Annotated in this window: 20 protein-coding genes; 12 read left to right on the top strand and 8 right to left on the bottom strand. The window is 69.3% G+C overall.

Annotated elements, in window-relative coordinates; translation table 11 throughout:
* The 5 genes from C1932_RS10915 to ptsJ all read right to left on the bottom strand — a co-directional run bounded on the left by C1932_RS10915 (window position 1) and on the right by ptsJ (window position 3,725).
* Window positions 1-339 carry a hypothetical protein gene (locus C1932_RS10915; RefSeq protein ID WP_108762174.1) on the bottom strand — a complete coding sequence of 113 codons (339 nt, stop codon included), beginning with the start codon at window positions 337-339 and terminating at the stop codon, window positions 1-3.
* Window positions 336-914, bottom strand: a complete 579-nt coding sequence (locus tag C1932_RS10910; RefSeq protein ID WP_108762173.1) for a flavin reductase family protein — start codon at window positions 912-914, stop codon at window positions 336-338. The genes C1932_RS10915 and C1932_RS10910 overlap by 4 nt, the downstream gene beginning before the upstream one ends.
* Window positions 911-1,540, bottom strand: coding sequence for a superoxide dismutase (locus C1932_RS10905; protein ID WP_108762172.1), 630 nt, complete (start codon window positions 1,538-1,540; stop codon window positions 911-913). Before C1932_RS10905 ends, C1932_RS10910 begins: the two co-directional genes overlap by 4 nt.
* 73 nt (window positions 1,541-1,613) lie before the next feature.
* A complete protein-coding gene (locus C1932_RS10900) occupies window positions 1,614-2,366 on the bottom strand; it encodes a type 1 glutamine amidotransferase (RefSeq protein ID WP_108762171.1) in 753 nt (250 codons plus the stop codon).
* Between the two features lie 51 nt (window positions 2,367-2,417).
* A complete protein-coding gene (ptsJ, locus tag C1932_RS10895; protein ID WP_108762170.1) occupies window positions 2,418-3,725 on the bottom strand; it encodes a transcriptional regulator PtsJ in 1,308 nt (435 codons plus the stop codon).
* Window positions 3,726-3,821: 96 nt separating this feature from the next.
* Here ptsJ and C1932_RS10890 point away from each other — a divergent pair, with 96 nt between their 5' ends.
* Both C1932_RS10890 and C1932_RS10885 read left to right on the top strand, forming a co-directional pair.
* Complete coding sequence (locus C1932_RS10890) at window positions 3,822-4,637, top strand: YggS family pyridoxal phosphate-dependent enzyme (RefSeq protein WP_108762169.1); 816 nt, start codon at window positions 3,822-3,824, stop codon at window positions 4,635-4,637.
* Window positions 4,634-4,864 carry a cytoplasmic protein gene (locus C1932_RS10885; protein ID WP_108756372.1) on the top strand — a complete coding sequence of 77 codons (231 nt, stop codon included), beginning with the start codon at window positions 4,634-4,636 and terminating at the stop codon, window positions 4,862-4,864. The genes C1932_RS10890 and C1932_RS10885 overlap by 4 nt, the downstream gene beginning before the upstream one ends.
* Window positions 4,865-4,914: 50 nt before the next feature.
* On the opposite strand, the gene C1932_RS10880 is transcribed toward C1932_RS10885, so the two are convergent.
* Both C1932_RS10880 and C1932_RS10875 read right to left on the bottom strand, forming a co-directional pair.
* Window positions 4,915-6,429: a thioredoxin family protein gene (locus C1932_RS10880; RefSeq protein ID WP_234412102.1), complete on the bottom strand. Its 1,515-nt coding sequence runs from the start codon at window positions 6,427-6,429 to the stop codon at window positions 4,915-4,917.
* Between the two features lie 100 nt (window positions 6,430-6,529).
* A complete protein-coding gene (locus tag C1932_RS10875) occupies window positions 6,530-7,444 on the bottom strand; it encodes a LysR family transcriptional regulator (RefSeq protein ID WP_108762168.1) in 915 nt (304 codons plus the stop codon).
* Window positions 7,445-7,549: 105 nt separating this feature from the next.
* On the opposite strand from C1932_RS10875, the gene C1932_RS10870 reads away from it, so the two are divergent.
* Window positions 7,550-8,311, top strand: coding sequence for an SDR family oxidoreductase (locus C1932_RS10870; RefSeq protein ID WP_108762167.1), 762 nt, complete (start codon window positions 7,550-7,552; stop codon window positions 8,309-8,311).
* Window positions 8,312-8,320: 9 nt separating this feature from the next.
* Here the strand turns inward: C1932_RS10870 and C1932_RS10865 are convergent, their stop codons facing one another.
* Window positions 8,321-8,779 carry a GNAT family N-acetyltransferase gene (locus C1932_RS10865; RefSeq protein ID WP_108762166.1) on the bottom strand — a complete coding sequence of 153 codons (459 nt, stop codon included), beginning with the start codon at window positions 8,777-8,779 and terminating at the stop codon, window positions 8,321-8,323.
* Between the two features lie 55 nt (window positions 8,780-8,834).
* Between C1932_RS10865 and C1932_RS10860 the strand changes: the two genes are divergently transcribed.
* The 9 genes from C1932_RS10860 (at window position 8,835) to C1932_RS10820 (ending at window position 19,894) form a co-directional block, all read left to right on the top strand.
* Window positions 8,835-9,752 (top strand): TIGR03571 family LLM class oxidoreductase, encoded by a 918-nt coding sequence (locus tag C1932_RS10860; protein WP_108762165.1) that lies wholly within the window; start codon window positions 8,835-8,837, stop codon window positions 9,750-9,752.
* A gap of 85 nt (window positions 9,753-9,837) precedes the next feature.
* Window positions 9,838-10,167 carry a DUF3817 domain-containing protein gene (locus C1932_RS10855; protein WP_199911960.1) on the top strand — a complete coding sequence of 110 codons (330 nt, stop codon included), beginning with the start codon at window positions 9,838-9,840 and terminating at the stop codon, window positions 10,165-10,167.
* A 157-nt stretch (window positions 10,168-10,324) separates the two neighbouring features.
* The gene (locus C1932_RS10850) at window positions 10,325-11,521 is read left to right on the top strand and encodes an MFS transporter (RefSeq protein ID WP_108762164.1); all 1,197 of its coding nucleotides are present in this window, start codon (window positions 10,325-10,327) and stop codon (window positions 11,519-11,521) included.
* Window positions 11,518-12,717: an isochorismate synthase gene (locus tag C1932_RS10845; RefSeq protein ID WP_108762163.1), complete on the top strand. Its 1,200-nt coding sequence runs from the start codon at window positions 11,518-11,520 to the stop codon at window positions 12,715-12,717. The genes C1932_RS10850 and C1932_RS10845 overlap by 4 nt, the downstream gene beginning before the upstream one ends.
* Window positions 12,714-14,366 carry an AMP-binding protein gene (locus tag C1932_RS10840; protein ID WP_108762162.1) on the top strand — a complete coding sequence of 551 codons (1,653 nt, stop codon included), beginning with the start codon at window positions 12,714-12,716 and terminating at the stop codon, window positions 14,364-14,366. Before C1932_RS10845 ends, C1932_RS10840 begins: the two co-directional genes overlap by 4 nt.
* The gene (locus tag C1932_RS10835; protein ID WP_108762161.1) at window positions 14,366-14,998 is read left to right on the top strand and encodes an isochorismatase family protein; all 633 of its coding nucleotides are present in this window, start codon (window positions 14,366-14,368) and stop codon (window positions 14,996-14,998) included. The genes C1932_RS10840 and C1932_RS10835 overlap by 1 nt, the downstream gene beginning before the upstream one ends.
* Window positions 14,998-15,255: a phosphopantetheine-binding protein gene (locus C1932_RS10830; RefSeq protein ID WP_108762160.1), complete on the top strand. Its 258-nt coding sequence runs from the start codon at window positions 14,998-15,000 to the stop codon at window positions 15,253-15,255. Before C1932_RS10835 ends, C1932_RS10830 begins: the two co-directional genes overlap by 1 nt.
* Window positions 15,252-19,145, top strand: coding sequence for a non-ribosomal peptide synthetase (locus tag C1932_RS10825; RefSeq protein ID WP_108762159.1), 3,894 nt, complete (start codon window positions 15,252-15,254; stop codon window positions 19,143-19,145). The genes C1932_RS10830 and C1932_RS10825 overlap by 4 nt, the downstream gene beginning before the upstream one ends.
* The gene (locus tag C1932_RS10820) at window positions 19,136-19,894 is read left to right on the top strand and encodes a 2,3-dihydro-2,3-dihydroxybenzoate dehydrogenase (protein WP_108762158.1); all 759 of its coding nucleotides are present in this window, start codon (window positions 19,136-19,138) and stop codon (window positions 19,892-19,894) included. Before C1932_RS10825 ends, C1932_RS10820 begins: the two co-directional genes overlap by 10 nt.
* The last annotated feature ends 74 nt before the right edge of the window (window positions 19,895-19,968 follow it).

Here is a 19,968-nt window from a genome sequence, read left to right as displayed (position 1 = left end):
TCAGCCCGCCTGTGCCTGGGCGGCGTCGCCGGCGCGGTCCAGGCGGCGCAGGAACACCTGCATTTCCCGCTGCGCCTGCTGGTCGCCTTTGCTGCCGGACACGCACAGCCCGCGCTGCCACGCCTCGCGCGCAGCGCCCGGCTGGCCACCGGCCAGCCATGCCTTGCCCAGCAGCTTCCACGCGGCCGAGTACTGCGGGTCCAGCGCCACGCAGCGGCCCAGGTGCATCGCCGCGCGCAGCGCGTCACCGGCATCCAGCCAGCCCTTGCCCAGGCCGAAGCGCAGCAGCGCGCTGTCCTTGCCCGCCGCCAGCAGCGCCTCCAGGGCCAGCATGTTCATGGGATGACCTCGAACACGGGCTGCAGCGATCCGGCCTGGAAGCGGCCGCGATGGAACAGCAGCGGGGCCTGGTCGGCGTCGCTGGCCTGCAGCACGCGGCCCACCAGCAGCAGATGGTCGCCCACCGGCCAGTGCGCGTGGCGGCTGCAGACCAAGTGGGCCACCGCGCCGGCAATCCGCGGCGGCAGGCCGTCCTCCTCGTCCAGCAGCGGCACGCCTTCGAAGCGATCGCGCACCAGCGGGTCGGCGAACTGGCGTGCCAGCGCCACCTGGTGCGCGCCCAGCACGCTGATCGCAAACTGCGGTGCACGCTGGAACGCCCTCAAACTGTGCGCGTGCAGTGCCAGGGTCCACGACACCAGCGGCGGCTGCAGTGAAACCGGCACGAACGAGTTGATGGTCAGGCCGTGCAGCTTGCCGCGCGCGTCGCTGGTGGTGGCAATGGCCACCCCGGTCGGGTAGTGGCCCAGCAACCGCCGCAGGGCGCGCGGTGCCAGCGCGACCGATGGCTGCACGGCCGGGGCGGGGTAGACCCCCGGCCACGGCCCGGCATAGGGCATGCCTTCGGCGCTCATGCGTGCATCGCCTGTGTGTAGCGACGCTCCACTTCGGCCCAGTGGATGATCTGGAAGAACGCACCGATATAGTCCGGGCGACGGTTCTGGTAGTGCAGGTAGTAGGCGTGCTCCCAGACATCCAGCGCCAGGATGGGCGTGTTGCCGGACAGGCCCACGGCCGCGCCCATCAGCGGGTTGTCCTGGTTGGCGCTGCTTTCAATCTGCAGCCGCCCACTGCGATCGCTGGTCAGCCACGCCCAGCCGCTGCCGAAGCGGGTCTGCGCGGCCTTGCTGAAGGCGTCCTTGAAGGCATCGAATCCGCCCAGGTCGCGATCGATCGCTGCGGCCACTGCGGCGCCGGGCGTGCCGCCGCTCGGGCTCAGTACCGACCAGAACAGGCTGTGGTTGGCATGGCCGCCGCCGTTGTTGCGAACCGGTAGGCGCAGCGCTTCGGGCAGGGCCTCCAGGTCGGCAATCAGGGCTTCCACCGGCGTGGCCGGCAGCCCGGCCTGTTCCAATGCTGCGTTGAGGTTGTTGATGTAGGTCTGGTGGTGCTTGCCATGGTGGATTTCCATGGTGAGCGCATCGAAGTGCGGTTCCAGCGCGTCGTAGGCGTAGGGCAGGGCGGGAAGCGAGTACGGCATTGCAACAGTCTCCGTGGGTGGCCAGGTGTCTGGCCGGGGGAGCACTGTTATCGCACCTCAACTTTGGTTGAGGTCAAGCATCCGCTACGCTCGCCGGGCGTGGCCCGGCGCTACCTTCGAACGCGGCTTCGAGCTTGTCCAGGAACGTGAAGAGGACCTCGTTCATGGCCGCGTAGTCCTGCGCCAGCAGCTCGTCCGGCTGCTGGACAAAGCGCGAAGAACGGAAGGCGTCGAGCTCCTGCGTGGACGCGGCAATCATCAATGCAACCACCTCGCGATTGAATTCCATGTGGCACTGGAAGCCATATACCAAGGGGCCGTACTGCACGATCTGCCGCGGGCAGCCCTCGCTCTGGGCGATGACCGTGGCATCGGCGGTCAGGCCGGGCATGTCGTTGTGCCAGTGGCCAACGTCGAGCGTATCGCCGAAATGGACGAACATGGGGTTGGCACGTCCTGCGGCGGTCAGGGTGATCGGGAACGTGCCGATTTCCTTGTCCGGGCTGTGCTCGAAGGAAGCACCCAGCGCTTCGCCGATCAACTGCGCGCCCAGGCAGACGCCCAGCACCGGCTTGCCCGCCGCGGCAAACGCTGCAATCAGGTGCGTCTCTGCTGCGGCGTTGAAATGCGGGCACTCGTCGAGGGTCGTCGCCGGGGATTGCGGGCCGCCCATGACGATCAGCATGTCGTGGGCGTTGGCATCGGGCGGCAGCGGATCGCCCGCATGCAGTCGAGTGAAGCTTGTTCCGTGGCCCCTGCTGTCGGCCCATTGCGCATACGCGCCGGGCGCCTCGAAGGCTTCATGGATGACGAAGTGAACCTGCATCGGTGGCGTCCTGGGTTGAGCGGCGTGTGGGGTGGGTGCAAGGACGGCGCGCTACAACGCGAGACGTTGCATTGCAGCGGCCAGGTCATCGGCAAAGCGCACCGCATCATCGGGTGCGAGGGAGGAAATGGTCAGGCGCAGGCCATGTGACGGCGCCTGCACGCCGAACGACTCGCCACCCCGGGTCAGCCAGCCGTGCTTGGCCAGTTCGATGACCAACGGCTGGCTGTCGGTTTCAAGGGGAATCCAGACGTTCAGCCCATCGCTTGACGTAGCGGTGCTGATACCGCGGCCGTGCAGAAGGTGGACCAGCCGCGAGCGTCTTTCCGCGTAGTCGCCGCGTGCGGCTGCAATCCGGGCGTTGACCGTGGGCGAGCCAAGGCAGCCGATCACCGCCTGTTGCAGCAGATGGCTGACCCAGTGGGCGCCGGCAGCCAATCGAAGCCGCAGTCGGCTGGAGGTCTGCGCGTCGCTGGCAACGAGCGCCAGGCGCAGGTCGGGGCCCAGCGCTTTCGAGACGGACCTGACCAGTGCCCAGCGCCGCGCATCGGCAGGAATCACATCGAAATAGTCGTTCGTAGCGAGTAGTGCAAAGTGATCGTCAACGATCACCAGGACATTGGGATGGCGTGACAGTACGGCCCGGATCTCGGCCGCGCGCGTGGCACCAAGCGAACATCCCGTGGGATTCTGCGCACGGGGCGTCAGGATCACGGCCTGCGCCCCGCGGGCAAGCGCTTCCTCCAGCGCCGCCGGGATCATGCCCTCGGCATCCATGTCGACAGGGAATGGCTGCAGACCCGCCACGCGCAGGGTGTTCACGCTGCTGACAAAGCAGGGGTTCTCAACGACCACCTTGTCGCCGGGCACCAGATGGCAGGCGAGAAGCCGCTCCACCGCGTCTACCGCGCCCCCGGTGATGTCCATTCGGAACGCGGGCGGGCAGTCGCCCTGCATCCACGCGGTGGCCAGCGCTTCCAGCTCCGGATGCACCGCCGGCGCCCCGTACAGCGCAGGCGGCTGGGGCCGTTGGCCAAGCACCTGCACGATGTCCGGCAGCCACTCCGGGTTCGGGTTGCCTCCGGCCAGGTCAGTCAACCAGCATCCCGGAACGGTTCCCTCGGCTTCGCCCAGGCGCATCGGGTCACGAATGGTCGTGCCCAGGCGGCCCTGTGTGGTCGCAACCCCTGCGCTGACCAGGCGTTTGTAGGCGCTGGAAACCGTATTGCGGTTCACGCCCAGCGAGGCCGCCAGATCCCGCACCGTCGGCAGCTCCTGCCCGGCCCGCAGCTGCCCGGCCTGGACCAGGCCACGAACGCTTTCGAAGATGGCCGCAGCCGAGGTGCCTACGATTTCCACAGTGTCCTGGGACGTGATAGCTTATTGGCCTAGGACAATAACACGGATGCCGTCGCGCAGGGCGCGAAGCGGCAACCACCCCACGTGAGGCATTGAATGACTACCGGCGGCAACCCACAGGCAGGCACACGGCACGACCTACACGGCCTGTGGCCCGAGGCGACAACGGAGCAGGACATCGTGGCGAACCTGGCCACGGTGCAGTCCAGGATCGACGCGGCCTGCCTGCGCGTTGGGCGCGACCCGGCCAGTGTCAGGCTGCTGCCGGTCAGCAAGACCAAGCCGGAAGCCACCGTGCGCCGCGCCTTTGCGGCGGGCTGCCGGATGCTGGGCGAGAACAAGGTTCAGGAGGCGGTGGCGAAGTGGGAAGCGACGCAGGATCTGCCGGCGCTGAAGTGGTCGATCATCGGCCATCTGCAGACCAACAAGGCCAAGGTGGTCGCCCGGTTCGCCGATGAGTTCCAGGCACTGGACAGCCTGAAACTGGCCGAAGCGCTGGACCGCAGGCTGCAGATCGAGGGGCGCGGCCTGGACGTCTTCGTGCAGGTCAATACGTCAGGTGAAGCCAGCAAGTACGGGTTGGACATCGACAGCGTGCCGGCATTCCTGCGCCAGTTGGCACCCTACCGTTCGCTGCGCGTGCGGGGCTTGATGACCTTGGCCATGCTCTCGGCGCAACCCGAACAGGTGCGCCCGTGCTTCATCCGCCTGCGGCAGCTGAGAGATCGCCTGCAGCAAGAGGCCATCGACGGGGTGTCACTGCAGGAGTTGTCCATGGGGATGTCGGGCGATTACGAGATCGCCATCGAAGAAGGCGCCACGGTTGTGCGCGTAGGCCAGGCCATTTTCGGCGCCCGCGCCACGCCTGATTCCCATTACTGGCCTTCTGATGGCGAGGGGAGCGGGGCATGACGGTGTACCGACTGAACCTGTACCGGGGCGATCGTCTGCTCGGGCACTTTGAAACGGGAACGGCCACCCGCCGGGAGGAGCTACGGGAGCTGGTGGACCGCTTGAGCGCGGACTATCGGGTCGAGACGCTGGCGAGCTACGATGAGAAGCGACTGGTCGAGGCGTCTGCTGAAGGCATCAAGGTGCTTTACCGGGAGCTGCAGTTCAGAGCGATCGACCTGACCTGACAACGGCCCCGATGTCCGTCGGTAGGTGTCCACCTTGGTGGACACGCCGCTCAGCTCAACCAATTCCGGCACGCACCGTCGCTCTGCTCGCCGCAGGCCTGCTGCATGCGCTGCTGCAGGCGGGCCAGGGTCTGCGCGCCCTGGTGCTTGCCGCTCCAGGTCTTCAACTGCGCCGCCAGCCGCTCGAAACGCTGCCGCGTGCGCTGGTGGTAGCCCGACGGCTGGCTCTGCAGTTCGGCGATCAACGCATCGGTGGCCTGTTCGATGCGGGGTGCATCCTGCGGGGCCAGCCGCAGCAGGCCTTCCACGTACAGCACGCCCCATTGCACGCGCGTGGCCGGGCCCTGTGCGCCTTCATAGGCGCGCTTCAGCCATTCCAGCGCACCGGCGGTGTCGCCGCGTTGCTCGGCCAGTTCGGCCAGTTCGGGCATGTAGTAGTAGGGCTGCTCGCTGCGCTTGATCTCGGCCAACAGCAGTGCCTCGGCACCGGCGTCATCGCCGATCTGGCGCAGCGCATACACCGCGCTGCTGATCGTGGCCTGGCGTGCATGCGCATCGCTGGCGGCGGCATCGGCGGCGGCTACGCGCTGCTTCACCTGCGCGACAAGCGTGGGCGGCAGCGCGCCTTCGGGTTGCTGCTGGCGGGCCAATTCCAGTTCGGTCAGCGCACGCGACAGGGCATCGTCGGCGCGGTTGCCCTGGGCGGCGTCGGCGCGGTCCAGCGCGACCAGCAACTGCTGGCCCAGGCGCTGCTCGGTGGTGGGGCCGGCGCTGGCCAGTTTCACCAGCTTGGCACCGGCATAGCCCAGCAGTTCGCGATTGCGGCGCACCTCGGCCGGCTGTGCCAGCACGGCCTCCAGCAGTTCGCGGGTGGCGGTCGGGGCGCTGCGCGTCGTCTCCGCCGTGGCCAGCGCCAGCAGCGCGAAGCGGCGCTGCAACGCAGGCTCCGGTGCGGCGGCGGCCAGTGCGTTCAAGACATCCGTACTGCTGCGCGTGCCGGCCAGCTTGTTGGCGTCCACTTCCCAGCCGTAGTCGCCCAGTACCTGCCAGTCCTCTGCGCCCAGTCTGGCGGGTGTCGCCAAGGCGGTGGCCAGCGTGTCGGCCACCGCACTGCGGCGACCGGCGGCCACGGTCAGTACCCGGGTCAGTTCGGCCGCATCGTTGCCGCCGGCCACCCGAGTGATCTCATTGCGCTGCGGGTCCAGCACGATCAGCGTGGGATAGCCGCGCACGCCGAAGCGCTCGCCCCAGGCCTGCGCGCCTTCCTCGTCGCCATCCAGGTAGACGGGCACGAACTTGCCGGTCAGGGCGATGAAGGCCGGATCCTTGAACAGCCCGGCCTTCAGCTGGTTGCAGGGCGGGCACCACACCGCGCCCCAGTACAGCAGCACCGGCTTGCCACTTTCGGCTGCTTCATTGAAGGCATCGTCCACGTCGCCCTGGCGCCAGGCGATGGCGGTGGCCGGCGCGGCGCTGGCCGCATTGGCCGAAGCAACCGGGGCCTGCGCGGGCGAGCAGGCGCTCAGTGCCGAGGCGAGCAGCAGTACGGAAAGGGCAGTGCGCATCGGCGGGCGGTCCGTTGGGGGAATAGCGCATTGTAGGAAGGCCGCCCCCTGCGGTTGATGCAGTTTGGGCATGACGGCCGTGCCTGCCGGCATATGCGGGTCAGGGGGCCCGCGCCGCCTGCAGCTCGTCGGCCAGCAGACTGGCCAGCCAGTGCATGAAGGCCTGCACGCGGCGTGGCAGATGGCGGCGCTGCGCATAGACCAGGTTCACCGGCATCGGTTCGGCCACGCAGTCGGGCAGCACCTGTACCAGCCGGCCCTCGCGCAGCGCCTGGCGGGCGCCCATTTCCGGCACTTGGATGATGCCCAGTCCGGCCAGTGCGGCGGCGCTGTAGCCGTCGGCATTGTTCACCGTCAGCGCGCCGCGCATCGGCCAGCTGCGGTACTGCTGGCCATCGAAGTATTCAAACCCCGGCGAGCGCTGGCCCAGCGTGCCCACGTAGTGCACCAGCGCATGCTGGTCCAGGTCGGCCAGTTCGCGCGGCACACCGCGCGCGGCCAGATAGGCCGGGCTGGCCACGTTGACGATGTGCATGTGGCCCAGTGGGCGCGCAACCAGGCTGCTGTCGTCCAGGTTGCCGACCCGCAGCACGCAGTCGAAGCCTTCGCGCACCACATCCACGCGGCGGTCGGTCGCGCTCAGTTCCACTTCCAGCGCCGGGTGCTGGGCCAGGAAGCCCGGCAGCTGCGGAATCACCAGGTTGCGCGCCAGCCCGCCGGGCATGTCCACGCGCAGGCGCCCGCTCAGTTCGCTGGTCTGGCGGCGGAACAGGCCCTGCAGTTCTTCCATGTCGTCCAGCAGATCATGGGCACGCTGCTGCAGCTGGGTGCCGTCGGCCGTCAGGTGAACGCGGCGGGTGGTGCGGTGCAGAAGCTGGGTGCCCAGTTCGGCCTCCAGGCGCTGGATCGCCTGCGACACACTGGCCTTGGGCAGGCCCAGGCCGTCGGCCGCGCGGGTGAACGAGCCCAGCTCGGCCACGCGCAGGAAGACCCGCAGGGTATCTAGGCGGTCCATGGATTGTTTGGCCAGGTTGAACAGTCAAATCAGGATCGCGCGATTTATGGCGCTCGGCAATCCCAATAGTCTGGTCCCACTTCCTCCTCAACCAGGTGCACCGTCATGACGTCTTCTTCCCGTGTTGTCCTTGTCACCGGCGGCAGCCGCGGCCTGGGCCGTAACGCCGCCTTGGCGCTGGCCGCCGATGGCGCCGATATCGTCATTACCTACCGCGCGCAGGCCGACGCCGCCGAACAGGTCGTGCAGCAGATCCAAGCGCTGGGCCGTCGTGCCGCGGCTTTGCCGCTGGACATGGCCGACAGCGCCGGTTTCACCGCCTTCGCCCAGCAACTGCAGAACGTGCTGCAGGGCTGGGGGGCCACGGCGCTGCAGGGCCTGTTGAACAATGCCGGCGAAGGCCTGTACGCGCCGATTGCCGACACCACCGAGGCGCAGTTCGACAACGCGGTGGCCGTACACCTGAAGGGCCCGTACTTCCTCACCCAGGCGCTGCTGCCGCTGATCGCCGATGGCGGCCGCATCCTCAATGTCTCCAGCGGGCTGGCGCGCTTCTCGCTGCCCGGCAGTTCCGCCTACGCCATGATGAAGGGCGGCATTGAAGTGTTCACCCGCTATCTGGCGCGCGAACTGGGCGCGCGTGGCATCAGCGCCAACACGCTGGCGCCGGGTGCCATCGAGACCGACTTCGGTGGCGGCCGGGTGCGCGACGATGCGCAGACCAATGCCATGGTGTCGTCGATCACTGCGCTGGGCCGCGCCGGCCTGCCCGATGACATCGGCCCGGTGGTGGTGGCGCTGCTGTCGCCCGCCACCGGCTGGGTGAACGGCCAGCGCGTGGAAGCGTCCGGCGGCATGTTCGTCTGATCGGCGCAGTCAGTGCCGGGGCGGGGCGGCCAGGGTCAGCGGCTGGTAGACCAGTCCGTTCGACTCGGCCACTTCGCCATCCAGCACGAAGCCGTAGCGCTGGTAAGTGGGCACGGCATTCAGTGACGCGCTGACGCTCATCTGGGGTGCGCGCAGGTGCGGCAGCACCGCCTGCAGCAGCGCATGGCCGATGCCCTGGCCCTGGCAGGCCGGGGCCACGAACAGCATCGCCAGGTGCCGGCCTTCCTTCAGTTCCACCACGCCCACGATGCGCGCGTCCTGTTCGGCCACCAGGATGTGGTTGTCGCCCTGCAGGCGATCGCCGAAGGCGGCAGGCGCAGCCACCGCGGCAAACGTGGCCACGCCCTGTGCGCTCAGGGTGGGCGCCACCGTCTGTTCGAACGCGGCCATGCACACGGTGCTGATCGCCGGGGTGTCCTGGGCGAGGGCGGGGCGGATCCTGTGCATGCAGTGTTCTTCCTGTGGTGGCGTGGTGGTCAGCCTGCCACGCTAAGCTGCCTGCATGAGCGATTTCAATGCCGCCCATGCGCGGGTGTTTCCATCGCAGGGCCTCAGTCTGGGCCTGATGACCCCGCTGGCCGCGCACGGCCTGGCTGATCTGCGCAGCGCACGTGCGCACGCACGGCTGGCCGACGATCTGGGCTTTGCCGCGCTGTGGGCGCGCGACGTGCCGCTGATGGTGCCGCAGGGGCCGGATGCCACGGCCAGTGCACTGGACGATCCGTTCCTGTGGCTGGCAGCGCTGGCCGGTGCCACCGAGCGCATCGCGCTGGGCAGCGCGGCCATCGTGCTGCCGCTGCGGCATCCGCTGCATGTGGCCAAGGCCGCGCGCAGCCTGGACCGGATAAGCGAGGGGCGCTTCATCCTCGGCCTGGGTTCGGGTGACCGCCCGGAAGAGTTCGCCGCGTTCGGCGAAGACCTGGACCATCGCGGTGCGGCGTTCCGCCAGCGCTGGTCGGTGTTGCGCGCGGCGCTGTCGCCCGACGCTCACGCACAGGCCGAACTGGCCGATGCCACCGGCGGCTTTGCGGTACTGGCGCCGCCGCAGCAGTGCATTCCCATGCTGGTGGTGGGAACGGCGCGGCAGAGCCTGCAGTGGATCGCACGCGACGCCGAGGGTTGGGCCACCTATCACCGTGAAGAAGGTGCACAGAAAGGCCGCATCGGGCTGTGGCAACAGGCGCTGGCGCAGGCCGGCACCGCCAAGCCGTTCGTGCAGTCCATGCAACTGGATCTGCAGGCCGATCCGCACGCGCCGGCCACGCCACTGCCATTGGGCATGAAAGTGGGCCGCCACGGTCTGCAGGCCTATCTGCAGCGTGTGCAGGCGCAGGGCGTGGCGCATGTGATGTTCAACCTGGTCGACAACGGGCGGCCGGTGCAGGCCGTGTTGGAGGAAATTGCGTCGGTCGGGCTGTGAGGGGCGACCGCCGGGCACGGCGGGTTCCTGCTGGCGTTCGCATCTGCGTATCATTCGCGTTTGACCCCCCGGCCCGGAGCCTTTCGTGACCCAACGTTCCCCCCTGCACCCGTTCGGGCGCGCGTTCGCCATCGTTGCCTTCATCGAGGCGCTCACCTGGGCTGGGCTGCTGCTGGGCATGTGGCTGAAGTACGGCCCGGCCGACACCGTGGCGCTGGTTAAGGTGTTTGGTCCCCTGCATGGCGGGGCCTTCCTGGTCTACGTGGCGGTCAGCCTGCTGGCGGCGCTGCGCCTGCGCTGGCCGTGGTGGGCCACCGGCCTGGCCCTGCTGGCGGCGATTCCGCCGGTGGTCACGCTGCCGCTGGAATGGTGGTTCCGCCGCCGGGGCCTGTTGTCGGCGCGTAGCGTCGGCTGATCCTGCGTGGGCAACGGTTGCTGTCCCGTTCAAGTGAATGGGTATCAAATGCAAATACGAGCCGTTATCATTTGAGGCCTGGGTGCGCGCCTGACGGTGCCGCGCCAGACGGGTCCGCAAGGCGCCCGCGCTCCTTTCCTGAAACGGCTGGTGTTCCATGAATGCACGTCCCGTCGTCGCCGGTCTGCCGGCATTGGTGTTGGCTGCCCTGATCGGCACCATGGCGATGATGTCCTTCGTCGCGGTCATCGGCCCGGTGGTGCGCTTGCTGGGCCTGGCCGAATGGCATGCCGGTCTGTCTGTCACCGCCGCCGGTGTGCTGTGGATGCTCGCTGCCCGCCCGTGGGGCCTGCTGAGTGACCGCATCGGCCGCAAGCGTGTGCTGCTGCTGGCCATGAGCGCCTACACGGTGGTCTATCTCGGCCTGGCGGTATTCATCGACCGCGCGCTGCAGTCGGTGCCGGTGGTGCTGGTGTCGGTGGCAGTGCTGGTCGGCACGCGCGGTCTGATCGGGCTGTTCTATGCGGCGGTGCCGCCGACGGCTGCGGCGCTAATCGCCGACCAGTCACCGCCGGGCCAGCGCACGCAGTTGCTGGCGCGACTGGGCAGCGCCAATGCGCTGGGCATGGTGCTGGGCCCGGCCGCGGCCGGCTGGCTGGCCTACCGCAATCTGCCGTTGGCGCTGTACGCGGCCGCGATGCTGCCGTTGCTGGCGCTGGCGCTGCTGGCCTGGCGCCTGCCGGCCACGCCGCCGGTGGCGGCCAATGCGGCACAGAAGCGCACGCCGCTGGCGCGCATGGATGCACGCGTGCGGCTGCCGCAGCTGACCGCGTGCCTGGCCATGATCTCGGTCACCATCGCCCAGGTTACGGTCGGTTTCTTTGCGATTGATCGGCTGGCGCTGGACGCCGCCGCCGGCGCACGCATGGCCGGCATCGCACTCACCGCGGTGGGCGTGGGCCTGATCCTGGCGCAGGTGCTGGTGATGAAGCTGGACGTGCATCCGCGGCGCTGGATCGCGCTGGGCGCGTTGATCGGCGGCCTGGGCTTCGCCTCAGTGGCGGCCGTGCAGCAGCCTTGGCAGCTGCCGGCGGCCTATGCCATCGCGGCGTTTGGGATGGGCTTCGTATTCCCGTCCTTCCAGGCGCTGGCTGCCGATGCGGTGGAACCGCACGAGCAGGGAGCCGCCGCCGGTACCGTGGCCGCCGCGCAAGGCGTGGGCATGGTGGTGGGGCCGATGCTGGGCACGCTGTTCTACCGCGCTAATGCCAGCTTGCCGTACCTGCTGGTGGGCGTGCTGCTGTTGCTGCTGTGCGCACTGGCGCTGGCCCACCGTCGCGCGGAGGCCGCATGAACGATTCGATCGTGTTGGGTGATCGCAACCCCGATCCAGTGCTGGCTGGCGCGGCAATCAACGCCGATCAGGCCGACCTGTTCGTGCTGCAGCAGGCGGGCCAGCAGGTGCACGCGCGCGGCTGCCGTGCGCGGCTGCCTGCCGGTGCACTGACCACCCTGGCCGACCGCGTAGCGGATTTCTTCCGCCAGCAGCGCGGTGGTCCGGGGCTGCTGGTGGGCGCGGTGCCGTTCGAGCCGCGCGCCGACGATGCGTTGTACCAACCCGAGCGCCTGTTGCCGGCGCTGCCGCTGCGGCCACAGGCTGCGCCGGTACTGCAGGGGGCGCTGCAGGCCGAGCCGTCCGCACAGGCCTACGCCGATGCAGTGGCGCAGGCGGTGCTGGCCCTGCGCGACAGCGACGACCCGTTGGACAAAGTGGTGCTGGCGCGCAGCCTGCTGGCGCAGACGCAGCAACCGCTGGCGCCGGACGCGCTGCTGGCACGCCTGGGCGCCGACCCCTCGGTGGCGACCTACGCGGTGCCGCTGCCGGTCGATCCGGCGCAGCCGCCGGCCTGGCTGGTGGGCGCAACGCCGGAGCTGCTGCTGCGCAAGCGCGGTGCCCAGGTGTTGTCGCATCCGCTGGCCGGTTCGGCCCGACGCCGTGCCGATCCTGCCCAAGACCAGGCCGCTGCGCAGGCGCTGCTGGCTTCGCGCAAGGATCACGACGAACACCGCTACGTGGTCGAGGCCATCGTGGCCGCGCTGTCACCGTGGTGCAGCCAGGTAGACGCGCAGCCGCGCCCGGTGCTGCATGCCACCGCCAGCATGTGGCACCTGGGCACGCGCATCCACGCCACGCTGGATGATCCGTCCACGCCGGCGACGTTGCTGCTGGCCGCCCTGCATCCCACCCCGGCCGTGTGTGGCACGCCGCAACAGCCTGCGCTGCAGCGCATCCGCGCACTGGAACCGGTGCCGCGCGGCTTCTATGCCGGGGCCGTGGGCTGGCTCGACGCGCAGGGCGATGGTGACTGGTACGTGGCCATCCGCTGTGCGCGCCTGCAGGGCCGCCAGCTGCGCCTGTATGCCGGCGCCGGCATCGTCGCCGAATCCTCGCCGCAGGCCGAAGTGGCCGAGACGGCGGCCAAGTTCACCGCTTTGTTGAATGCGCTGGGGGTCCACGACCCGGCGCCGCTGCAGGAAACTCTGTCATGACCACGCACGCCGTTCCCCACCGTGTTCCGCTGCAGCAGGTCTGGCCGGCCGAGCGCGCCCAGCGCTATCGCCAGGCCGGCTACTGGCGCGGCGAAACCTTCCCCGGCTTCCTGCGCGAGCGCGCTGAACGCTATGCCGACGATGTTGCCGTGGTCGCCGGGGATACCCGCCTGACCTACGCGCAGCTGTGGCATGAAGCCGGACGCATCGGTGCCGGTCTGTTGGCGCAGGGGCTGCAGCCGGGTGACCGGGTGCTGCTGCAGCTGGGTAACACCGCCAGCTTCATCAGCGTGGCCTGTGGTCTGTTCCGCGCCGGGCTGGTTCCGGTGTACGCGCTGCCGGCGCACCGCATTACCGAGCTGGTGCATTTCGCGACCAAGGCCCAGGTCAGTGCCTATGTCACCACGGCGCTGCACGAGGGCTTCGATCACCGCGAACTGGCGCGGGCCCTGCAGGCGGCGGTGCCGGCGGTGCAACAGGTGGTGATCGATGGCGAGGCGGCCGAGTTCACCGCGCTGGATACGCTGCAGGGCGACCGCGGCACGCTGCCGGCCGACCCTGCCCCGCAGTCGGTGGCCTTCCTGCAGATTTCCGGCGGCAGCACTGGCCTGTCCAAACTGATTCCGCGCACGCACGACGATTACCTCTATTCGTTCCGCGCCAGCAACGAGATCTGCGGCATCGACCGCGACAGCGTGTACCTGGTGGCCCTGCCGGCTGCGCACAATTTCCCGATGAGCTCGCCCGGCTTCTTCGGTGCGCTGTATGCCGGTGCGCGCGTGGTGATGAGCCCGGGCCCCGGGCCCGACGCGGCATTCCCATTGATTGCGCGCGAAAGGGTGACCTGCTGCGGCCTGGTGCCACCGCTGGCCCTGCTGTGGGCGCAGGCGGCAGCCAGCCGCAGCGAGGACCTGTCCAGCCTGCAGGTACTGCAGGTGGGCGGTGCCAAGCTGGTGCCCGAAGCCGCGCGGCGCGTGGTGGACGGGTTGGGCTGCACGCTGCAGCAGGTGTTCGGCATGGCCGAAGGGCTGGTGAACTACACCCGGCTGGACGACCCGCTGGAACTGATCGTGGCCTGCCAGGGCCGGCCGATCAGTGCCGACGACGAAGTGCGTGTGGTCGATGACCACGACCAGCCGGTGGCCGAAGGCGAAGTCGGCCACCTGATCACCCGCGGCCCGTACACCATCAATGGCTACCACAACGATCCGGTGGCCAATTCACGCGCCTTCACCGACGACGGTTTCTACCGCACCGGCGATCGCGTCCAGCAGCTGCCCGGTGGCTACCTGGTGGTGCAGGGCAGGGCGGGCGACCACATCAACCGCGCCGGTGAAAAGATTTCGGCCGAAGAGATCGAAGACCATCTGCTGGCGCACCCGGCGGTGTTCGACGCGGCCGTGGTCTCCATTCCCGATGAGTACCTGGGCGAGCGCAGCTGTGCCTTTGTGATTGCCCAGGGCGAACCGATCAAGGCGCCGGCGCTGAAGGCCTGGATGCGCACCCGTGGCCTGGCCGCGTTCAAGGTGCCCGACCAGGTGCTGTTCGTGGACAGTTTCGATACCACGGCGGTCGGCAAGATCAGCCGCCGCGAATTGCGTGCGCAGCTGCGCGCGCGTCATCTGCAACAGACAGGAGGAACGCGCTGATGGCGCTGCCCCGCATTACCCCTTACGCGCTGCCGACGGCCAGCGAACTGCCGCCTGCGCGTGGCCCCTGGCAGCCCCAGCGCGACCGCGTGGCGCTGCTGGTGCACGACATGCAGCGCTACTTCCTGGCCGCCTTCGATGGCGATCAGGCACCGCTGCAGCCGGCCGTGGCCAATATCGCGCGGCTGCTGGCGCATTGCCGCGTGCATGGCATTCCGGTGTTCTATACCGCCCAGCACGGCAACCAGGACCGGCGCGACCGCGGCCTGCAGGCCGATCTGTGGGGCCCGGGCATGCAGCGCGGGCAAGCGCATGAAGCGATCATCGACGCGTTGGCGCCGCAGGAAGACGAGCACGTGCTGGTCAAGCACCGCTACAGCGCGTTCCAGCGCAGCAACCTGGAAACGCTGATGCGCGTACGCGGCCGCGACCAGTTGCTGGTCACCGGCGTCTACGCCCATATCGGCTGCACGGCGACCGTGACCGAGGCCTTCCAGCGCGATATCGAAGCCTTCATCGCCGCCGATGCCGTGGCCGATTTCTCGCGTGCCGACCATGACCAGGCGCTGTACTGGATCGCCCGCACCTGCGGGGTGCCGATGACTACCGACCGATTGCTGGAGCTGCTGTGATGAGTACAGGCGCTGAACCGCTGACCCTGGAACGCATGCGCGCCGACCTGGCGCGAGTGCTGGACTGCACGCCGGCCGAGATCGATGACGATGACAACCTGATGGATCTGGACCTGGATTCGATGCGCATGCTCGGCCTGGTGCTGGCCTGGGGCACCACCGGCCTGCCGCTGGAATTCTCGCAGCTGGCCGAACACAGCACGCTGCGCCAGTGGTGGACGGTGGTGCAGCGGCTGCAGGCTGCGCAGGCGGTATGAGCGCCGCCGCGCTGGCCACGGCCGTTGCCCTGACCGAAGCCCAGACCGGGTTGTGGTACGCGCAGCGGCTGGCACCGCACAGCCCGGCCTTCAACACCGCCCATGCGGTGTGGATGGACGGTGCGCTGGACGTGCCCGCCTTCGTGGCCGCGGCCAACCAGGCGGCGGCCGAGGCGCAGGCCTTGGCACTCCGCTTTGGCCAGCAGGCGCAGGGCGAGCCCCGGCAATGGCACGATCCGGCGCATGTGCCGACGCTGCAGTTTCACGATGTTTCCGCTGCGGCCGATCCGGACGCTGCCGCGCGCGCGGCCATGCAGTCGGACCGGCTGGCGGCGGTCGATCCCACCCGCGACCGTCTGGCACGGCAGGTGCTGTTCCAGCTGGGCCCGCAGCTCTGGGTCTGGTACCTGCGCGTGCACCATCTGGCTACCGATGGTTATGGCATGGCCTTGTTCAGCGATCGCGTGTGCGCCCTGTATGCCGGTCGGCCCGGTGACGCGCTGCCAGCGCTGGATGCCGTGTTGGCCGACGATGCCGCATATCGTGCCGATGCACGGCGTGACCTGGCCCGGCAGTGGTGGCATGCGCAGCTGCAGGGGGCGCCGGCGGGCACGGGCCTGGCGGGCACCGCCGCGGCCAGCGACGATGCGCTGCGCTGGGTGCACCCAGTGGACAGCAGCTTCCGTGAGCGCCTGCTGCAGACCGCTGCGGCGTGGCTGCAGCCGTGGCCGGATGTGCTGACCGCGCTCACCGCCGAGTATCTGCGGCGCATGGGCGCGGCCGACGAAGTGGTGCTGGGCATTCCCTACATGGGCCGGCTCGGCAACCCCTCGGCACGCGTGCCGGCGATGGTGATGAACGTGCTGCCGCTGCGCGTTGCCGCCGCCGAAGGCAGCGTGGAATCGCACTGTCGCGCGCTGGGCCGCCAGCTCAGCCAGGGCCGCAAGCATGGCCGCTACCGGGGTGAACAGCTGCGCCGCGACCTGGGTCTGGTGGGGGCGCAGCAGCGCCTGCATGGGCCGCTGGTGAACGTGCAGCCGTTCTACCGCCCGCTGGCGGTGCCCGGTGTGCAGGCCACCCTGGAGGTGCTGTGCACCGGCCCGGTGGATGACTTGACCCTGGGTTTCCGCGGCGATGGCCAGCAGATGCTGGATCTTGAGATCGAAGCCAATCCCGCGCTGTACGGCGCGCAGGATCTGCAGGCGCATGCGCAGCGCCTGCTGCATTTCGTGTCGGCGGCGCTGCAGGCCGAAGACATCGGCGATGTGCCACTGGCCACGCCCGAAGAAACACAGCAGCTGGTGCATGGCTTCAACGCCACCTACCACCCGCTGCCACACACCACCCTGGCCGAGCTGCTGCGCCAGGGCATGGATCGCGACCCGCAGGCCCCGGCGCTGGTGCTGGGCGCGCAGACGCTGGACCACGCCACCCTGGAAGCACGCAGCTTCGCGTTGGCCGCGCAGTTGCGCGCGCTGGGCGCCGGCCCGGGCACGCGGGTGGCCGTGGCCTTGCCGCGTTCGCTGGAACTGGTGATCGCGCTGGTAGCCGTGCTGCGCGCAGGCGCCGCCTACCTGCCGCTGGATCTGGACCATCCTGATGATCGCCTGGCGCGCATTCTGGTCTCGGCCAAGCCGCTGTGCGTGTTGGGCGAAGCGGACATCGCACCGCGCCTGGCGGGTGTGCCGGTACTGGCACCCACGCAGTGGACCGATGTCAGCTTCGCCGCGCCATGGCCGGGGCCCGACGCGCACGATGCGGCCTATGTGATCTACACCTCCGGCTCCACCGGCGAGCCCAAGGGCGTGGTCATCGAGCACCGCGCCATCGTCAACCGCCTGCTGTGGATGCGCGAACACTACGACTTCAGCGCCGATGACCGCGTGCTGCAGAAGACACCGGCCACCTTCGACGTGTCGGTCTGGGAATTCTTCCTGCCGCTGCTGTGCGGGGCGACCCTGGTGCTGGCCCCGCCGCAGGCGCATCGTGATCCCGTCGCGCTGGCGCGGTTGATCCGTGCGCAGGGCATCACCACCGCGCACTTCGTGCCGTCCATGCTTGATGCGTTCCTGGCCGCGCCGGATGCGCAGGGCCTGCAGCTGCGCCGCGTGTTCACCAGTGGCGAAGCCTTGGATGCCTCGCTGCGCGACCGCTTCCATGCGCGCGTGCAGGCGCAGTTGCACAATCTGTACGGACCGACCGAAGCCGCGGTGGACGTGAGCTATTGGCCTGCATCGGCGGACGATGCGTCGCGCCCGGTGCCGATCGGCTTCCCGGTCTGGAACACGCGCCTGTACGTGCTCGATGTCGCGCTGCGGCCGCAGCCGGTGGGGGTGCCGGGCGATCTGTACCTGGGCGGGGTGCAGCTGGCACGCGGCTATCTGGGCCGCGACGACCTGACCGCCGACCGCTTCCTGGCCGATCCGTTCCTGCCCGGCGAGCGCATCTACCGCACCGGCGACGTGGCGCGCTGGCGCCCGGATGGCGCGGTCGAATATCTCGGTCGCAGCGACCATCAGGTGAAGCTGCGCGGGCTGCGCATCGAACTGGGCGAGATCGAGGCGGCGCTGCGCGAACTGCCCGGCATGCAGCGGGTGGAAGTGCTGCTGCGCCACGATGCGCCGGCCGAGCCGCGGCTGGTGGCCTATGTGCCTGCAGGCCTGGACGATGCGGCCGCGCTGCGCAGCCATCTGGCCGCGCGCGTGCCCGACTACATGGTGCCGTCGCTGTTCGTAGGGGTAGAACAGTGGCCGGTCACCGCCAATGGCAAGCTGGACCACGCAGCGTTGCCTGCGCCTGCGCAGGCGGTGGCTGCTGGCTTGGCGCCACGCACGCCGCTGGAACAGGAACTGGCGCAGCTGTTTGCGCAGGCACTGGGGCGCGATGCGCCGGTGCCGGTGGACGCGGATTTCTTCAGCCTGGGCGGCGACTCGTTGTCGGCGGTGCATCTGTTGCTGGCCATCGAACAGCGCTGGCGCTGCGAGCTGGGCCTGGGTGCGCTGTTCGCCCAACCCACGGTGGCCGCGCTGGCCACGCGGCTGGCCGAGCCGCCGGCCAACGCCGACCATGCCCTGGGGCCGGTGATCGCACTGGCAGCGCCGGAGGGCGAAGCCACGGCTGCACCGCTGTTCGTGCTGCACCCGGCCGGCGGCATCGCCTGGAATTACCGCACGCTGGCGCGCGCACTGCAGCCGGCGCGCCCCGTGTATGGCCTGCAGTCGCCCGCGCTGGATCCCGCGCAGCCGCTGCCGGGCAGCATCGATGCCATGGCCAACGACTACGTGCAACGCGTGGTAGCCCTGCAGCCGCGCGGCCCCGTGCATCTGCTGGGCTGGTCGGTGGGTGGCATCCTGGCCCAGGCCATGGCCGTACGCCTGCACGACATCGGGCGCGAGGTGGGCGAACTGGTGCTGCTGGATGCCTATCCCGCTGAGTGCTGGCGGGCCGAACACGAGCCCGACCCGATTGCCGCGCTGCGGGCGTTGCTGGCCATTGCCGGGCACGATCCGGACGCGCATCCGGAACTGGACAGCCGCGAGGCCATCCTGGCCTTCCTGCGCCAGGGCGGCAGCGCGCTGGGCAGCCTGCCGGATGTGGTGCTGGAAGGCGTGGTGCGCGCGGTGACCGGCACCAATCGACTGATTCGGGCCCACCACCACCGCCCGTACGTGGGCACGCTGGTGCATGTGCGCGCAGGGCGCGACCATGTGGCCCGGCCGCAACTGCAGTCGGCGCTGTGGCAGGCGCATGCGCTGGACGTACAGGCGCTGGAACTGCCGTTCCTGCACGCCGAATTGACTGGCCGCGACGCGGTGGCGCAGTTGGCGCCGTGGCTGTCGGCACGCCTGCAGCACTGGGATGAACAACAGGAGATCGCAACATGCAGTTGACCGGGTTTGCAGGCCGCGTGGCGCTGGTGACCGGCGCCGGCGGGGGCATCGGCGCGGCGCTGGTCGAACTGCTGGCGGCGGCCGGGTGCACGGTGGTGGCCACCGATCTTGCCGCGCCTGCGGCGCAGTCACGTGGGGTGCACGCCTTTGCACTGGACGTGACCGACAGCGGTGCGGTGGACGCGCTGGTGGACGAGGTGGAAGCGCGCATTGGGCCGATTGCGCTGGTGGCCAACGTGGCCGGCGTTCTGCACGTCGGCGAGGTGGTGCAGACCACCGATGCCGACTGGCGCCGGGTGTTCGCGGTCAATGCCGAAGGCGTGTTCCATGTCAGCCGCGCGGTGGCGCGGGTGATGTCACCGCGTCGGCACGGTGCGCTGGTGACGGTCAGCTCGAACGCGGCCGGTGTGCCGCGGCATGGCATGGCCGCCTATGCCGCATCGAAGGCAGCGGCGACCATGTTCACCCGTTGCCTGGGGCTGGAGCTGGCGCCGCTGGGCATCCGCTGCAACATCGTCGCTCCCGGTTCCACGCTCACCCCCATGCAGACCGGCATGTGGGAAGACGCGCAGGGCGCCGAACGGGTGATCGCGGGCAACCTGGATACCTACAAGGCAGGTATTCCGCTGCGCAAGCTGGCGACCCCGGACAATATCGCCCATTCGGTGATGTTCCTGCTGTCCGAGCAGGCCGGCCACGTGGCCATGAGTGATCTGTACGTGGACGGCGGCGCCACCCTGCGCGGGTGATGCACGCGTCGCCGATATCCCGGTAGGTGCCCAACTTGGTGGGCACGCGGGCACTGCGTGTGCCGACCAAGGTT

Source organism: Stenotrophomonas sp. YAU14D1_LEIMI4_1, assembly GCF_003086815.1.
Taxonomy (GTDB): Bacteria; Pseudomonadota; Gammaproteobacteria; order Xanthomonadales; family Xanthomonadaceae; genus Stenotrophomonas.
This window is presented reverse-complemented; position numbering and strand designations above follow the sequence as displayed.

Excerpts from the sequence above, each read along its gene's own strand:
- C1932_RS10820 (WP_108762158.1), top strand. The coding sequence starts at position 19,136 with ATGCAGTTGACCGGGTTTGCAGGCCGCGTGGCGCTGGTGACCGGCGCC.
- C1932_RS10880 (WP_234412102.1), bottom strand. The coding sequence starts at position 6,429 with ATGCGCACTGCCCTTTCCGTACTGCTGCTCGCCTCGGCACTGAGCGCC.
- C1932_RS10860 (WP_108762165.1), top strand. The coding sequence starts at position 8,835 with ATGAGCGATTTCAATGCCGCCCATGCGCGGGTGTTTCCATCGCAGGGC.
- C1932_RS10890 (WP_108762169.1), top strand. The coding sequence starts at position 3,822 with ATGACTACCGGCGGCAACCCACAGGCAGGCACACGGCACGACCTACAC.
- C1932_RS10830 (WP_108762160.1), top strand. The coding sequence starts at position 14,998 with ATGAGTACAGGCGCTGAACCGCTGACCCTGGAACGCATGCGCGCCGAC.
- C1932_RS10850 (WP_108762164.1), top strand. The coding sequence starts at position 10,325 with ATGAATGCACGTCCCGTCGTCGCCGGTCTGCCGGCATTGGTGTTGGCT.
- C1932_RS10875 (WP_108762168.1), bottom strand. The coding sequence starts at position 7,444 with ATGGACCGCCTAGATACCCTGCGGGTCTTCCTGCGCGTGGCCGAGCTG.
- C1932_RS10825 (WP_108762159.1), top strand. The coding sequence starts at position 15,252 with ATGAGCGCCGCCGCGCTGGCCACGGCCGTTGCCCTGACCGAAGCCCAG.
- C1932_RS10910 (WP_108762173.1), bottom strand. The coding sequence starts at position 914 with ATGAGCGCCGAAGGCATGCCCTATGCCGGGCCGTGGCCGGGGGTCTAC.
- C1932_RS10865 (WP_108762166.1), bottom strand. The coding sequence starts at position 8,779 with ATGCACAGGATCCGCCCCGCCCTCGCCCAGGACACCCCGGCGATCAGC.
- C1932_RS10905 (WP_108762172.1), bottom strand. The coding sequence starts at position 1,540 with ATGCCGTACTCGCTTCCCGCCCTGCCCTACGCCTACGACGCGCTGGAA.
- C1932_RS10835 (WP_108762161.1), top strand. The coding sequence starts at position 14,366 with ATGGCGCTGCCCCGCATTACCCCTTACGCGCTGCCGACGGCCAGCGAA.
- C1932_RS10840 (WP_108762162.1), top strand. The coding sequence starts at position 12,714 with ATGACCACGCACGCCGTTCCCCACCGTGTTCCGCTGCAGCAGGTCTGG.
- C1932_RS10900 (WP_108762171.1), bottom strand. The coding sequence starts at position 2,366 with ATGCAGGTTCACTTCGTCATCCATGAAGCCTTCGAGGCGCCCGGCGCG.
- C1932_RS10845 (WP_108762163.1), top strand. The coding sequence starts at position 11,518 with ATGAACGATTCGATCGTGTTGGGTGATCGCAACCCCGATCCAGTGCTG.
- C1932_RS10885 (WP_108756372.1), top strand. The coding sequence starts at position 4,634 with ATGACGGTGTACCGACTGAACCTGTACCGGGGCGATCGTCTGCTCGGG.
- C1932_RS10870 (WP_108762167.1), top strand. The coding sequence starts at position 7,550 with ATGACGTCTTCTTCCCGTGTTGTCCTTGTCACCGGCGGCAGCCGCGGC.
- C1932_RS10915 (WP_108762174.1), bottom strand. The coding sequence starts at position 339 with ATGAACATGCTGGCCCTGGAGGCGCTGCTGGCGGCGGGCAAGGACAGC.